We start from the raw sequence: 835 nt of genomic DNA, 5'->3' as shown, positions 1-835 counted from the left end.
TAAGAGACAGGGCGGGGACCGTGACGACCGGGACGACCGGGGTGACTCCGGCACCGGCGGGGGCCTGTGGAGCCGCCGGCAGCCGGGTCGTCAGGGCGGCGGGTTCGGGGAACGGCGCCAGGACCGGCCCGGCGGTCGCCCCGGTCCGCGCTGGGACCCCGCCGATCCGATCCAGCGGCACGCCCGGTACGCGGTGCTGGCCGGTATGTGGGGTGTGTTCGCCGCGCTGCTGGGCTGGGACTGGCTGGCGCTGTTCCTGGCCGCCTTCGGCCTGTACTGGGGCATCGACTCGCTGCGCGGGGGCGCGCTGTCGGGGAAGAAGGCCGCGCCGACGGGCCCGGCGAACCGCGTGGAGGCGGTCGACCCCGAGCCCGCCCGGAGCGCCGCGGGCGAGGGGTACGGGACCCGGCCGGGCGGCGCGGGGGACGACCGGGGGCCGAAGGATCCCTCGCGGCGTCCGCAGACCCTCTCGGCGATCGCGGGGGTGGTGCTCTCGGGGATCGCGCTGGCCGTGGTCGCGGCGGTGTTCACCGTGCAGATGGTCTACAAGGATTACTTCGACTGCGTGGAGGACGCGTTGACGATCCCCTCCCGCGAGGCGTGCGAGGAGCTGCTGCCGGAGCCCCTGCGGGAGGTCTTCTCCGAGAACGCCTGAGTCCCCGCCCCGGCGACGGCCGGGTGAGGGCTCCCACGATCGGCTTCGGGCCGGCCACCGCTGGCGGTGGCCGGCCCGAAGCCGTCATCGGCGCGGGGGGTCGGCGGGGGTGCCGGTCGACGCGGACGGGCCGGCGTCGGGCGCGTCGCCCCCGGTGGGGGTGTCGGCCGTGTCGAGGGC

Annotated in this window: 1 pseudogene; it reads left to right on the top strand. The window is 76.9% G+C overall.

From position 1 onward, the window contains the following. Positions 1 to 655: pseudogene (locus tag FOE67_RS27275) on the top strand (hypothetical protein); the annotation flags it as partial. Positions 656 to 835: the final 180 nt, after the last annotated feature.

Origin of the sequence: Streptomyces calidiresistens (assembly GCF_014141525.1) — a bacterium.
GTDB classification, from domain to species: domain Bacteria; phylum Actinomycetota; class Actinomycetes; order Streptomycetales; family Streptomycetaceae; genus Streptomyces; species Streptomyces calidiresistens.
This window is presented reverse-complemented; position numbering and strand designations above follow the sequence as displayed.